Here is a 12,584-nt window from a genome sequence, read left to right as displayed (position 1 = left end):
CCTCGGTGAAGCGGCCGTACACCCGCCCCTCCTTGACGTAGAGCTTCCCGGTGAGGCGGGTCTGGTCCGGCAGCGCCACCTTCCAGCCCTTGCCAGTCCAATCAGCCCCCGCCTCCCAGTGGCCGCCCACGCGGAGGGTCGCGTCCTCCTGGACGTGCACGGCCCTTCCCCGCACGCTGCTCCAGTCCACGCTCGTTTTTTCCCCAACGCTCAAGCCGAGCGTGTTCGTCATGGTCTCCACAGCCCCGGCGGGGCACTCCTGTGGCGGAGGCGCGGGACGCTCGGACGGCATCTGCTGCGGCGTGCCCATGCAGGCCTGGAGCGCGGCGCCGGTGAGTCCAAGACACGCGGTGCGCACGGCGGAGCCCCGGCGCTTGGGGGCGGTTTCGGGCTGGGAGCCGGGTGTTGTCTGCTGCTTCACGGGGGCACTGTCCTTTCGGAGCGCCAGCGGCGGGGCGGCGGCCGGGGGAGGAGGCACCTCGACAGGAGGCGCGGTCACGGCTCGCACAGGTTCCGGCGTGTGCCCACCCGGCGCCACTTCCCGGCCAGAGCCGAGCCACCAGGCCCCCAGTGCCACCGCCAACCCCACGCCCACCACCGCCAGTACCTGGCTCCAGCGTGCCCGGGGCGCTACCGGGCGCCGCCGCTCCGGGTACAGCACCTGCGTCCAGTCCACGTCCGTCCGGGCCCGCAGCTCCTCCAGTTCCTGGCACAACGCCACCGCGCCCGGGTAGCGCGCCTCGGGCGTCTTGGCCAGCAGCCGCAGGCACACCTCCTCCACCTCCAGGGGCACCCGCGGGTTGACGAGGTGCGGCGGCAGGGGCGTCCGGTGCAGCACCGCCTCCACGTCCTCGCCCCCGTGCTCGGCGGGCCGGAAGGGGAAGCGGCCCGTCAGCAGCCGGTAGAGCACCACGCCCACCGCGTACAGGTCATCGCCCGGCCCGGCCCGGTAATGCGCGCCCGGCTCGCCCGCGTGCGCACGGCCATAGGCCCATGCCTCGGGGGCGCGGTAGGCCGGCGTGCCCGGGGGAAACATGCCTTTCGTCAATGTGGGGCACGCCGGGTGGTAGCCCACTCCGAAGTCCACCAGCACCGCCTGTCCGGTGCTCTGGCTCACCAGGATGTTGGCCTCCTTCACGTCCCGGTGGAGCACGCCCGCCTCGTGCGACACCGCCAGGGCGCGTGCCACCTCCAGCACCCGCTCCACCACCTCGCCCAGGGTACGCCCGGGCTCCAGTCCCCACGCGTCCAGCGTGGGGCCCTCCACCCGTTCCAGCTTCACCCACAGGTAGCGTGGGTTCTCCAGGGGCCACTGCCCCGCGCCCAGCTGGCGCACGAGGTTGGGGTGGTTCAGGCGCGTGCCCAGCGACATCTCACGCCAGGCGCGCTCGGCGCGCTCGGGGCCCTGGTCCAGCGGCAGCAGCTTGAGGGCGGACACGTAGCCGCTGGGACTTCTCACCCGGTACACCGTGGCGAAGCCGCCACGGCCCAGCACCCCCTCCACCACGTCTCCGCCAATGACGGTGCCCACGGGCAGTGGGGACGTGTCATCGGGCGGATTCAGGGCAGCCAGTGCGCCGCGGAGAATGGGGTGCTCGGGGCTCGGGGATGGCGGATGTGTGGACACGCGGGGCCTACCTCGTAGGACCTCAACTTATCAGGTCGCGCGGCCTGGATGGGGCCGCTCGAGGGCACCTGCGCTTCAGAAACCGCGCATCCAGCCACCATCGACGTCCTCGTTCTCCACGAGAGCCCCTCGATGCCCCCGCTCCAGCAGGTTGGATATGATGAATCCACACCGCGAGTGCAGGTGGACCATGTTCGCTGAATGGGCTCGGAAGTGGATGCCCCTGGTGTTTGGAGCCCTCGTGTTGTCCACGGGCTGCATCACGGTGATGCCACCATCTGGGCAGGGCGCGTTCCGCCACCAGGGCGAGCGTGTACGGGGCACGCGGATGGCCATGGTGAGCCCGGCTGGAATGGCCGTGCGCGCGGTGGCCGGCGGGGCCAGGCAGGTGGACGCCTTCGAACACCTGCTCCTGCTGGCGGGCCTGGACAACGTCAATGACGAGCCTCCACGAGGCGCTCCCCTCACTCCCCAAGAGGCCGCCCGGCTGCTGGCGGTGCTGCTGACAAAACCCGTGACGCTGGGTTCCTTCCCACCGCGCATGGCCGTCTGCCATCTGCTGCGCGAGGTACTGGAGAGAGGGGAAGTCTCTCGCGAGGCGTTGCTTCACCGGGTGGAACGCTTCAGGCGGGTGGCCGTGCTGCGGCCGGACGGCTACCTGGCCTGGACGCTCGACGGACACACTCAGCAGAAGGTGGGCCCGGTGGAGTGGAAGGAGGAAGCCTTCCGCGCTGGCCCCTTCGAGCTGGGGCGCTTCTACACCGTCAGCGGTTGGGTCTTCCGGCAGGCGGATGCGCAACTGCGCCCCGTCCCACACGGGCCAGGACTGGCCGAGGTGTACGACGACGCCGACGCCATCAACCGCTCGCTGGAGGGGGCGCAGGAGTCCTTCGTCGAGCTGTACCATTCCATGGGCCAGTTGCTTTCCCACCCATCGGACAGCATCGCGGCACTGAAGCACCTGCCCGCGGGGGTCGCGGCCCTCATTGCCTCCTCGCCCCAGTACCTCGAGCGCTTCCGGTACATGACGCACGGCGAGCAGGTGAAGGCTGTCTCCAAGCTGCTGACCCACCTCCTCGTCACGTTTGGCACGGCGGGTGGAACGACGAGCACGCTGACGCGGGCGATGGGCGGGCTGGAGGCCACCGTGCCAGTGCTCTCGCTGTCGGCCGAGGGTCTGCTGGTGGTGGAGCGGGTGGTGGTGCCAGTGGGCAAGGTAGCCACGGTGCTCAGCGGCGGGCCGGGAGCGGCCATCATCCTCCAGCGGGCAAACGCGAGCGGGGAGTCGCCGTCACCGGCAGCGGGACCCGGGCGGTGGGGGCCCGCCAGGGAGTCCATGTCCAGCCGAGCCCGCGCCTACCAGGAGCAGATTTCAGGTCACTCCGCGGACGAGGCCTACTGGGTCGGTGGCACGAGCGCGAAAGACGGGGGGGTGAGATTCGACGGGTTCAAGGACGGCGTGCTGTTGGAGGCCAAGGGGCCCGGTTACGCCAACAAGTTCTTCGACACCCTCGAGCCCAGGCCCTGGTTCAAGCACTCAGGAGCAAAGGCGCTCGTCGACCAGGCCGAGCGGCAGCTCAGGGCCGCCAGAACAACGGGAACGCCCATCCGATGGCACGTCTCGGAGGAGAAGGTCGCCAATGCCATCCGGCGCTTGTTCAAGCTTGAGAACGTGGCCGGGATCGAAGTGGTCTATACACCCGCCCTCTAGGGAGTAGCGCGGTCCATGGCCAAGACGTACACGAGACTCGATTCGTACTATGCCGGGGCGTACTGGGGTCCCCGGAAGGAAACACCGGAGGAGTGCGCCCGGCGCGCGGAACGCTTCCTGGCCTTCGTCGCGAAAGTCGATCCGTCCTTCTCCCAGTGGTTCGAGCAAGGCAGGTCGCGCAAGGACGCGCTGAAGCGACCCATCGAGCCCTCCGGTGAAGCCCTCGCGAAGCGGGTCCGGCGAGGCAAGGATCGGCAGTTCGAGGATATTGGATACTCTGTCTGGGCATGGAATGGCGAGCCCGACGACTCCGACGCGAGCGGCTTCAACTTCAAGTGCGGAGGTTATTGCGAAGGTCTGTCCAACCGTTGTGTGGTCAATCTGCCCGGCCGGGGGCCGAACGCGGAGCGGGTACTGAGCGTGCCCATTCTCACCGGGCTTGTACGGAGCATGGTCCTGGCATGGGAGCCCGATTCCGCCATCGCCACCTCGACGATGCACCGTGACGCGGTGACACCCGGCGACAACGCGAGGGACTTCGTGGGCTGGCTCATGTACTTCTCACGCAGCCAGGGCAGGGTTCCGCCGCTCCCCGCGCCCGTGCGCATCGAGCCGGTGGAGGACAAGGGAATGCTCATCGTCCTCACGCCCGAGCTCATCACACCGGCGAATCCCGAGCACGTCGAACTCGGCAAGCGGGTCCATGAACTGCTCAGCCGAGCCGGACTCCTGCGCCCCATGGGTTCCTGAAACGGCAACCCCAGTGCCCCCGCTCCACGAAGGAACGAGGGCACCTGCGCGTCAGAAGCCGCGCATCCAGCCGCCGTCGATGACAACGGACTGGCCGGTGATGTAGCCCGCCTGCTCCGAGGCGAGGAACGTCACCAGCGCCCCCAGCTCCTCGGGTTTGCCCAGGCGGCGTGCCGGAATCGCCGACGTAATCTTGTCCTCGGGGACGCCCAGCTCCTTGAGGCGCTCCGTCGCGTGGTAGCCCGGCTGCACGCCGTTGATGGTGACACCGTGCTCGGCCACCTCGTTGCTCACCGTCTTCACCAGCCCCATCAACCCCGCGCGCAGCCCGTTGGAGATGGTCAGCAGCGGCATGGCCTCACGCGCGGCCACCGACGTCACCAGGATGATGCGGCCCCAGCGCCGCTCCTTCATCCCCGGCAACGCCGCCTGCACGCCCTCCACCACGCTCATCCACAGGCTCTGGAAGCCCTCCTGCCACTGCTCGGCGGTGAGCTTCTCGATGCTCCCCTTGGGCGGCCCACCCGTGTTCACCACGAGCACATCCACGCCCCCCATCGCCCCAATCACTTTCTCCACCAGCTCCTTCGTCGTGCCCGGCTTCGTCAGGTCCGCCGTCACGCCGAACTCGGCGCCCATGCGCTGGGCCGCGTCACGGATGCGCGCCTCGTCGCGCGAGCAGATGGCCACCCGCGCGCCCTCCTTCACCAGCTGCGCGCCAATCGCGTACCCCAGTCCAGCCGAGGCGCCCAGCACCAGCGCCCGCCTACCTCGCAGTCCCAAATCCATCCGAATGCTCCTTCACGAAGGGCACCAGCCGCTCGCGAATGAGCGTGCGCGCCCTGTCCAGGTCCACCTCTTCCGCCCGCGTGAGGCCTTCGCTCAACTCGGAGACGATGCCGCCCGCGATGGCGCCCACCTCGTATGCCAGCCGGTACGGCGTCAGGCTGAAACTCACCAACGTGTAGCGGCTCAGGAACTCGCCCGGGAAGGCCTTGAGCAGCTCCTTCTCCACGGCCTTCTCCAGCAGGAAGCGCGGGTCCGCCGTCTTGTCCCGCATCTCCACGAAGTTCTCCACCGCCATGTCCGCGATGGCGTCCGCGTTCGTCTTGCGCAGCCGGAAGAACTCCACGAAGGCGTCCTCCCACCGCGTGTGCTTCCCGAGGCACGCATCCAGCGCCACGCAGTCCTCGAAGCCGCAGTTCATCCCCTGCCCGAAGAAGGGCACGATGGCGTGCGCCGCGTCCCCGAGCAGCAGCGACTGGCCGCCCACGTGCCACGGCTCGCTCTTCACCGTCACCATCGTCCCGGTGGGGTTGTGGAAGAACTCGTGCGTCAGGTGGGGCATCAGCGCCCGCGCGTCCGGGAACTGCTCCTCGAAGAAGGCCACCAGGTGCTCCGGCGTCTTCAGCGCCTCGAAGCTCACCGGGCCATCGAAGGGCAGGAACAGCGTACAGGTGAAGCTGCCGTCCTCGTTGGGCAGGGCGATCAGCATGTACGAGCCACGCGGCCAGATGTGCAGCGCGTGCTTCTCCATCTGGAAGGCGCCGCCCGGACCCGGGGGAATCGTCAGCTCCTTGTACCCGTGGCTCAGCTGCTCCTGGGCCGCGCGGTAGCCCGGAGCCTGTGACATCTCGCGCCGCACCGCCGAGCCCGAACCATCCGTGCCAAGCACCACCGGGCTGTGCAGCTCGCGCACGGCACCGCTCGGCCTGTCCAGCACCTCGAGCGCGCCCTTCTGGAAGTCCACGCGCTGCACGCGCTGCTCGAACTGGATGCGCACCCGGCCCGTGGCTTCCGCGTGGGTCATCAGGAACTTGTTCAGCCACGCGCGCGAGATGCTGTTGATGTGCTGGGACTCGTCCTTGCCGTAGGCCTGGAAGGCCAGCGCGCCGGAGACGGGGTGGATCATCCGGCCGCGCATGGGGATGGCATGGCGCAGCGCCTCGTCCTCCAGCCCCACCTGCTTCAGGGCGTACAGCCCACGGGCGGAGATGGCGAGGTTGATGGAGCGCCCCGCGCCAATCTCCTCGCGGCGCATGTCCGGGCGCCACTCCAGGACGTCCACCTGGAAGCCGCGCCGCGCCAGGTACATCGACAGGAGCGAGCCCACCAGACCCGCGCCCACCACCGTCACACGTTGCGTCTGCTCAATCTCGTGCATGCCGTTCGAGCACTCCCGCGAAGCGGTATACGTCAAGGAAGCTCACATAGAGCGGAGCCGGCGCGGCGCGGATGATGTCCGGTGAACGGAAGTCGCAGAGGACTCCCTGCTCCGTCAGCTTCTCGAGCAGCTTCCGGGGCTCCTTGCTGAAGCGCAGCGACAGGTGGGCACCGCGCTGCTTGGGGTCCCTCGGCGTGATGCTGCGCACGAAGCCGGGAGGGAGCTGGTCCAGGAGGAACTCCAGGTAGCCGGTGAGCAGCTCGCTCTTGCGGCGCAGGGCCGGCATGGTGGCGCGATCGAAGATCTCCATGGACGCACGCAGCGCCGCCATCTGGAAGATGGGCGGGTTGGACAACTGCCAGCCCTCGGCGCCCGGAATGGGGTCGAAGTCCGGCCCCATCTGGAAGCGCGACTGCTTGTCGTGGCCCCACCACCCCTGGAAGCGGGGCAGCGTCTTGTCGTGCGCGTGGCGCTCGTGGACGAAGACGCCGCCGAGCGTGCCCGGGCCGCCGTTGAGGTACTTGTACGAGCACCACACGGCGAAGTCCGGCCCGTCGTCGTGCAGCGACAGGTGGAGGTTGCCCGCGGCGTGCGCCAGGTCGAAGCCCACCTTGCAGCCCTGCCGGTGCGCGGCGCGGGTGATGGTGGCCATGTCGAACGCCTGGCCGGTGAGGTAGTTCACGTTGCCCAGCAGCACCAGGGCGATGTCCTTCCCGTGGCGCTCGAGGGTGTCGAGGATGTCCTCGGTGCGCAGCGTCTCCTCGCCGGGGCGTGGGGAGAGCTGGAGCACGGCGTCCTCCGGCGTGTGCCCGTGGAAGCGCACCTGCGAGGCCACGGCGTACTGGTCCGAGGGGAAGGCACCGGCCTCGATGAGGATCTTCCGGCGCTCGCCCGAGGGCCGGTAGAAGGACACCAGCATCAGGTGGAGGTTCACCGAGAGGGTGTTCATCACCACCACCTCGAGCGGGTGGGCGCCCACCAGCCGCGCGGTCTGCTCGGTGAGCAGCTCGTGGTAGGGCATCCACGGGTGCGAGCCGCGGAAGTGGCCCTCCACCCCGTGCGTCTCCCAGTCCTTGAGCGCCTCCAGCACGTAGGGCGTCGCCTTGCGCGGCTGGAGCCCCAGCGAGTTGCCCACGAAGTAGATGACGGGCTCGCCGTGGTGGCGGGGAAAGAGGAACTCGTCGCGGAAGTGGCGGAGCGGATCCTCCGCGTCCATCCGCCGGGCGAATGCTTCACTGGCCTCGTACCGCACCGCTGCACCGCTCATCTACTTGAACTCCTCATACGAGCGCCCGAGCCACGCGAGCGCGTTCCGGCACAACAGCTTCTCCCGGGTGGCGGCGTCGAATTCCGCGAGGGACTCCACGAGCGTGCCCGGCCGGTCCTCACCGAGGGGGAAGGGATAGTCACTGCCCAGGGCCACCTTGTCCGGGCCGAACATCCGCACGATGAAGCGCAGCATGTCCGGGTCGTGCACCAGCGAGTCCACCCAGAAGCGGCCCAGGTAGTCGCGGGGTGACACGGGGTTGTCCACCGCGACGAGGTCCGGCCGCACCTGGAAGCCGTGCTCGATGCGGCCGAAGGTGCCCGGGAAGGCGCCGCCGCCGTGCGCGAAGGCGACCCGCAGCTTCGGCAGCTTCTCCAGCGTGCCGGAGAAGAGCAGCGAGCAGATGGCCAGCGCCACCTCGGCGGGCATGCCCACGAGCCAGGGCATCCAGTACTTCTTCATCCGCGCCTCGCCCAGCATGTCCCAGGGGTGGACGAAGATGGCGGCGCCCAGGTCCGCGGCGGCCTCGAAGAAGGGGAACAGCTCCGGCTCACCCAGGTTGAGCCCGTTGACGTGCGAGCCCACCTGCACGCCCGCCAGGCCCAGCTCGCGCATGCAGCGCTCCAGCTCGCGCACGGCCAGCTCGGGGGACTGCAACGGCACCGTGCCCAGGCCCACGAAGCGTTTCGGGTGCGCCTTCACCACCGAGGCCAGCTGGTCGTTGAGGAAGCGCGACAGGTCCAACCCGTGCTCCGGCTTCGCCCAATAGCCGAACATCACCGGCACCGTGGACAGCACCTGTACGCTGACGCCGTGCGCATCACACTCCTCGATGCGCTTCACCGGGTCCCAGCAGTTGCTTTCAATCTCGCGGAAGAACTTCCCGTCATCGCGCACCATACGCGCCCGGCACGGGGCGTGGTGCTCCAGCGTCATGAAGCCGCCGTAACCGTAGCGCTCGGCGAAGCGCGGTATCTCGGGCGGCAGCAGGTGCGTGTGGATGTCGATCTTCATGACTTGCGCGGCTCGCGAGTCACCCGGAAGCCGCACTGCTTGCAGGTGCAGTGCTCCGGGTTGCCATAGAAGCGCTCGAAGATGGGCGGCAGCTGGGTGACGATGTTGGTCACCTGGAGGTACTCGTCATACAGCTTCGTGTTGCACTGGGGGCAGAACCACGCGAAGCCGTCCAGCTCGCCCTCGCGGCGCTTGCGCTCGATGACGAGGCCCACCGTGCCCGCGGGCCGCTGCGGCGAGTGCGGCACGTTGGGGGGCAAGAGGAAGATCTCCCCCTCGCGGATGGGGATGTCCTGCGGCTTGCCGTCCTCCATGACGCGCAGGGTGATGTCCCCCTCCACCTGGTAGAAGAACTCCTCGCTCGCGTCGATGTGGAAGTCGGTGCGCGAGTTGGGCCCGCCCACCACCATCACGATGAAGTCCCGGTCCTGCCACACCATCTGGTTGCCCACGGGGGGCTTGAGCAGGTGGCGGTGCTCGTCAATCCACTTCTTGAAGTTGAGGGGCTGCAATCGGCTCATCTCAGTCTCCAATCGTGGCCATGCACTTCAGCTCGATGGCGATGGGGGTGGGCAGCGCGGTGATGCCGAGCGTCGTCCGGCACGGCGGGGTGGGCACGTCCTTGAAGTACTCGGCCCACAGGCGGTTGTACGTGGGGAAGTCCTTCTTCATGTCCGTGAGGTACACCGTCACGTCCACCAGCCGGTCCCACGAGGAGCCCGCCTCCTCCAGGATGTAGCGCACGTTGCGGAACACCGAGTGGGTCTGCGTCTCGATGTCGTAGGAGACGATGTTGCCCTGGGCATCCAGCTCGACGCCGGGGATCTTCTTGCTTCCGCGCTCGCGCGGGCCCACGCCGGAGAGGAACAGCAGGTTGCCCACGCGCCGGGCGTGGGGATAGAGGCCCACGGGCTCGGGGGCCTTCTGGGAGTCGATTCGATCGGAGTTGCTCATAGCTTCACGCACACGTTCTTGGGCTCGGTGAAGAAGCGCAGCGCGTCCAGGCCGCCCTCGCGTCCCACGCCCGATTCCTTCACGCCGCCGAACGGCGTGCGCAGGTCGCGCAGCATCCAGCAGTTCACCCAGACGATGCCGCTCTCCAGCTTCGCGGCGAAGCGGTGGGCCCGCGTCACGTCCCGCGTCCACACGCTCGCCGCCAGCCCGTAGCGGGTGCTGTTGGCCCAGGCGAGCACCTCCTCCTCCTTCTCGAAGGGGGTGAGCGTGGCCACCGGGCCGAAGATCTCTTCCTGATTGGTGCTGCACGCGTGGCCCAGGCCCTCGATGAGCGTGGGCTCCACGAACCAGCCGTCGCGGCAGCGGCCCGGCACCTCGGCGCGCTTGCCTCCGGTGAGGACGCGGCCGCCTTCCTTGCGCGCCACCTCGATGCAGCCCATCACCTTCTCGAAGTGCTGCGGGGACACCAGCGCGCCCTGGTCCGTGGACGGGTCCATCGGGTCGCCCACCTTCAGCGCCTTCGTGCGCTCCACCAACGCCGCCTTGAAGCGCTCGTAGATGGGGGCCTGCACGAAGATGCGCGAGCCGCAGAGACAGATTTGACCCTGGTTGGAGAAGGTCGAGCGCACCGTGGTGGCCAGGGCCTCGTCGAAGTCGCAGTCGGCGAAGATGACGTTGGGATTCTTGCCGCCCATCTCCAGCGAGAGCTTCTTGAAGAGCGGCGCGGCGACGCGGGCGATTTCAGCGCCCGTGCGCGTGCTGCCGGTGAAGGAGATGGCGCTGATGTCCGGGTGGCGGCTCATCGCGGAGCCCACCCTGGCGCCGTAGCCGTGGACGATGTTGAGCACGCCGGGAGGCAGGCCGACCTCTCGGCACACCTGGGCGAGCAGGTACGCCGTCATGGGCGTCACCTCGGAGGGCTTGGCCACCACGCAGTTGCCGATGGCCAGCGCGGGCGCGAGCTTCCATGTGAGCAGGTAGAGGGGCAGGTTCCACGGCGAGATGCAGCCCACCACGCCCAGGGGCGAGCGCACCGTGTAGTTGAGCGCTCCGCCGTCCATGACGTGGGCCTCGGTGGAGAACTGCGTCACCGCGTCCGCGAAGAACTCGAAGTTCTGGATGCTCCGGGGGATGTCCACCGTGGAGGCCAGCTTGAAGGGCTTGCCGGTGTCGATGGCCTCGGCGCGGGCGAAGGCGTCCAGCCGGGTGCGAAGGGTGTCCGCGACGCGGCGCAGCAATCGGGCCCGCTCGGCGGCCGGGGTGGCGGCCCAGGCCGGAAACGCGTTCCGGGCGGCCTCCACGGCGCGCTGGATGTCCTTCTCGTCCGAGTCCGGCACCTGGACCGAGGGCTCCCCGGTGGCGGGGTCCGGCTTGTCGAACCAGACCTGGGAGCTCGGGGCGACCAGCTCTCCGCCGATGTAGTTGAGGACCTTCTCCATGCGCGCATCCTCCTGGGGCAAGCCGGGGCCCGGAATACCACGGGCCCCACACCCCGGCTACCCGGGTGGCGGCGCCGGAGCGTTCAGAAGTGGAGCCCGCCCGGAACGCGGGCCCAGGCGCACCAGTCGCCGCGCTCACAACTGGAGCGTTGGGGGTGCTGATGGTAGACGCCAGAGTGGCCTGCCCTCTTCTGCCTGGAGTCTCCAGCATGATGTCCACTCTGCGGATTGATAACTTCCGCTCCTTCCGCAAACTCACCGTGGAAGGGTTGACCCGGGTCAGCCTGCTGGTCGGCACGAACAACGCGGGGAAGACCTCGGTACTTGATGCCGCCGAGCTGGTGCTGGGTGCGACGGGTCCCTCCATTCTCGAGCGCAGTTTGGTGCGCCGAGACGAGCTTGATTTCTCCAGGGGCGCGAAAGTTGACTACACCCAGGTGAACCATCTCTTTCACGGCCACGCTCTCGAAGCCGGCAAATCCTTCGAGATCGAAGCAGTCGTGGAAGGGCGTCCTCGCTCCATCAGATGTCGGATCATCCCTCGTCCCGTGGGGAAGCTGGAGGGCGACGATGAGACACCACCCCTAGAGCTTCTCAGACCTGGGGCCAATCTCGCCCTCTCGATTTCAGGGGATGGAATGGGGTCAGAGGGCAACATCTTTCCGATGGCTGGCTACAGCGTCATGACTCGTCTGCTGCGTAACGCCGCGACGAAACTCTCCAACAAACCGTGGAAGGTCCATTTCATGGAAACGGCCGCGCCTCCTGTCTGGGAGCTTCGTCTGCTATGGGATGGCGTGGTCCTGACCCCAGAAGAGACCAGTGTCACGAACGCTCTCCAGATCATCGAGCCGGACATTGAACGCCTCGCTGCCCTGCAGATTGGGGGTGGCATGTTGGTCAAGCTCAGAGGCTCCGATGAACGCATCCCTCTGGGAAGCATGGGAGAGGGAATCAAGCGGCTCCTTGCCTTGAGCTTGAACCTCGCGAACTCCACGGGCGGCTACCTGCTCGTCGATGAAATCGACACGGGGTTGCACCATTCCGTCATGACCCGGATGTGGCGGCTTGTCGTGGAGGTTGCACGGCGTCTGGACATCCAGGTGTTGGCCACGACCCACAGCCTCGATTGCGTCCGGGCCCTGGCGGCGTTGTACGAGGAATCTCCTGGGGTCCGTGACCTCATCTCGCTGCATCGCATCGAGCGCGGCGCCGAGGCGAGTGTCCCCTACTCCGCCGATGAAATCCTCGCGGCCTCCCAGCACCAGATGGAGCTCCGGTGAGCAAGCCCCTCCCCAAGAGTCCCTACCGGCTGATGGTCGAAGGGCCGGATGACCAGTGGGCGATCATCAATCTCCTCGACCGTCATGGATACGATTGGAAGGATGACCGCACGATACGTCCCTACGTCGACGCCGCAGGGGGAGTCGAGAAGCTGCTCATGAAGGCCACTCTCTCCACGGCGCTCAAGACGTACGACCGGCTCGGGCTCGTCATTGATGCGGACCTGACTCCCACCCACCGGTGGCAGCAACTCAAGGACATCTTCAAGGACCTGGGCGTCACCCTGCCAGCAACTCCCAATCCAGGCGGCACGATCACTGCGGGAACCCGCGCCAACTCGCGCGTCGGCATCTGGCTCATGCCAGACAACTCTC

12 protein-coding genes are annotated in these 12,584 nt (G+C 68.0%); 4 read left to right on the top strand and 8 right to left on the bottom strand.

Translation table 11 applies throughout. The annotated features are described in order from the left end of the window. Nucleotides 1-1,627, bottom strand: a 1,627-nt coding sequence (locus tag Q664_RS23320; RefSeq protein ID WP_152622289.1) for a serine/threonine protein kinase, incomplete at its 3' end; no start/stop codon positions are given. 190 nt (nt 1,628-1,817) lie between these two features. Here Q664_RS23320 and Q664_RS23315 point away from each other — a divergent pair. Both Q664_RS23315 and Q664_RS23310 read left to right on the top strand, forming a co-directional pair. Next, nucleotides 1,818-3,338 (top strand): Tox-REase-5 domain-containing protein, encoded by a 1,521-nt coding sequence (locus Q664_RS23315; protein WP_043399723.1) that lies wholly within the window; start codon nt 1,818-1,820, stop codon nt 3,336-3,338. Nucleotides 3,339-3,353: 15 nt separating this feature from the next. Beyond that, nucleotides 3,354-4,088, top strand: a complete 735-nt coding sequence (locus Q664_RS23310; RefSeq protein WP_043399722.1) for an immunity 52 family protein — start codon at nt 3,354-3,356, stop codon at nt 4,086-4,088. A gap of 51 nt (nt 4,089-4,139) precedes the next feature. On the opposite strand, the gene Q664_RS23305 is transcribed toward Q664_RS23310, so the two are convergent. The 7 genes from Q664_RS23305 to Q664_RS23275 are packed head-to-tail and all read right to left on the bottom strand — an operon-like array spanning nt 4,140 to nt 10,926. Continuing rightward, nucleotides 4,140-4,877 (bottom strand): SDR family oxidoreductase, encoded by a 738-nt coding sequence (locus tag Q664_RS23305; RefSeq protein WP_043399718.1) that lies wholly within the window; start codon nt 4,875-4,877, stop codon nt 4,140-4,142. Then, on the bottom strand, nt 4,855-6,252 hold the full coding sequence (locus Q664_RS23300) for an FAD-dependent oxidoreductase (protein ID WP_043399716.1): 1,398 nt from the start codon (nt 6,250-6,252) through the stop codon (nt 4,855-4,857). The genes Q664_RS23305 and Q664_RS23300 overlap by 23 nt, the downstream gene beginning before the upstream one ends. After that, nucleotides 6,239-7,519 carry a kynureninase gene (gene kynU / locus Q664_RS23295; RefSeq protein ID WP_043399713.1) on the bottom strand — a complete coding sequence of 427 codons (1,281 nt, stop codon included), beginning with the start codon at nt 7,517-7,519 and terminating at the stop codon, nt 6,239-6,241. The genes Q664_RS23300 and kynU overlap by 14 nt, the downstream gene beginning before the upstream one ends. Further along, nucleotides 7,520-8,533 carry an amidohydrolase family protein gene (locus tag Q664_RS23290; protein WP_043399710.1) on the bottom strand — a complete coding sequence of 338 codons (1,014 nt, stop codon included), beginning with the start codon at nt 8,531-8,533 and terminating at the stop codon, nt 7,520-7,522. It abuts the gene before it with no gap. Then, nucleotides 8,530-9,054, bottom strand: coding sequence for a 3-hydroxyanthranilate 3,4-dioxygenase (gene nbaC / locus Q664_RS23285; RefSeq protein ID WP_043399707.1), 525 nt, complete (start codon nt 9,052-9,054; stop codon nt 8,530-8,532). Before nbaC ends, Q664_RS23290 begins: the two co-directional genes overlap by 4 nt. 1 nt (nt 9,055) lies before the next feature. Beyond that, nucleotides 9,056-9,487, bottom strand: coding sequence for a RidA family protein (locus Q664_RS23280; RefSeq protein WP_043399704.1), 432 nt, complete (start codon nt 9,485-9,487; stop codon nt 9,056-9,058). Then, nucleotides 9,484-10,926 (bottom strand): aldehyde dehydrogenase, encoded by a 1,443-nt coding sequence (locus Q664_RS23275; protein ID WP_043399701.1) that lies wholly within the window; start codon nt 10,924-10,926, stop codon nt 9,484-9,486. Before Q664_RS23275 ends, Q664_RS23280 begins: the two co-directional genes overlap by 4 nt. 209 nt (nt 10,927-11,135) lie before the next feature. Between Q664_RS23275 and Q664_RS23270 the strand changes: the two genes are divergently transcribed. Next, complete coding sequence (locus Q664_RS23270) at nt 11,136-12,209, top strand: AAA family ATPase (RefSeq protein WP_043399698.1); 1,074 nt, start codon at nt 11,136-11,138, stop codon at nt 12,207-12,209. After that, the coding region (locus Q664_RS23265) for a DUF3226 domain-containing protein (protein ID WP_043399695.1) at nt 12,206-12,584 on the top strand (379 nt) is incomplete at its 3' end. The genes Q664_RS23270 and Q664_RS23265, both read left to right, overlap by 4 nt.

Source organism: Archangium violaceum Cb vi76, from assembly GCF_000733295.1.
Classification (GTDB): domain Bacteria; phylum Myxococcota; class Myxococcia; order Myxococcales; family Myxococcaceae; genus Archangium; species Archangium violaceum.
Note: the sequence above shows the minus strand (reverse complement) of the source record. Positions and strands in the feature narration are given on the sequence as shown.